This window comes from Oleiphilus sp. HI0128, assembly GCF_001635365.1.
This window is the reverse complement of the sequence record NZ_LWGG01000888.1, coordinates 1-1,057: the sequence shown is the minus strand read 5'-3', so window position 1 is coordinate 1,057 and position 1,057 is coordinate 1. Positions and strand designations below refer to the sequence as shown.

Here is a 1,057-nt window from a genome sequence, read left to right as displayed (position 1 = left end):
GATAAGTGTTATTACTGGTGCAGTCGTATCTTGAACGATCACCTCGCGCGTTACGGTCGTGGCTACATTGCCAGCTTCATCGGTAACATCGTAAGCAAGTGTGTAAGTGCCGGCAGTGTCAGAATCGACGTTTCCACTGATCATAATGTTGGCGCTGATATCTCCATCACGGTTATCGATAGCGGTAGCGCCTTCTTCATTATAAGTCGAAAGCTGTTCAACATAAGTAGGGTCGTCACCAATAAGAGTGATCACTGGTGCAGTAGTATCTTCTTCGATGACGTATACAGTTCGGATAACTGTTGTCGCGTTGTTGCCTTGGCTGTCGACAACATCGTATTCAATTTGAATGCCGGAGTTATTAGGGGTGGAAGTATCAATAATAGAGGGAGTATCAAGGACGTTTGGTCTAGTGATAACATCGACACTAATGTCACCGTCCTCTGGGTCTATCGCAACGAAGCCAGGCTCTGCATAGGTATCGCCGACCAAGAGGGTGACATCAGTTGAACCAGGTGACGTTTCACTAAGTGTAATAACCGGCTTAAGGTCAACACCTGACTCGTTTGCTTGAAGCTGAATCGGGGAGCCAGCAACAAAATTGGTAAACTGGAAGCAACCATCCACATCGGTGCTTGTGGTTATATCCGATTGTGCTGTTTGGCTGAGAAGTAGGTCTGCTTCGATTGCTACACCATTCTTTTCGATACAGCCTGTGATACCGAAAGGTATGACACCTGTTTCAATCGCGTAAATTAGGCCTGTTGTTTGGTCAGCGTGCCAAATTAGTTCCCCGTCCCAGCTTAAGCCCTTGGGGTTTGAGCCTGGTGTTTCAAAAAAACCGACCACGCTACCGTCAGTGGGGTCAACCCGAAATATCTTTTGTTCTTGTTGGTCTGCTACCCACAAGTCGCGACCATCCCAGGTAATACCGAAAGGACGAGCATTGGTGACAGAAGGGTTAGACTGATAAGAAGGTAGTGTTGAAGGGCCGGGTAATGATAGAAGTAGCGCGCCATCTTCAGGGCGAACCTTATTAATAGTGTTAGTTTGCCAG

Annotated in this window: 1 protein-coding gene; it reads right to left on the bottom strand. The window is 47.2% G+C overall.

Annotated elements, in window-relative coordinates; translation table 11 throughout:
* The coding region (locus tag A3763_RS14280; protein WP_156495099.1) for a DUF5011 domain-containing protein at nt 1-1,057 on the bottom strand (1,057 nt) is incomplete at both ends.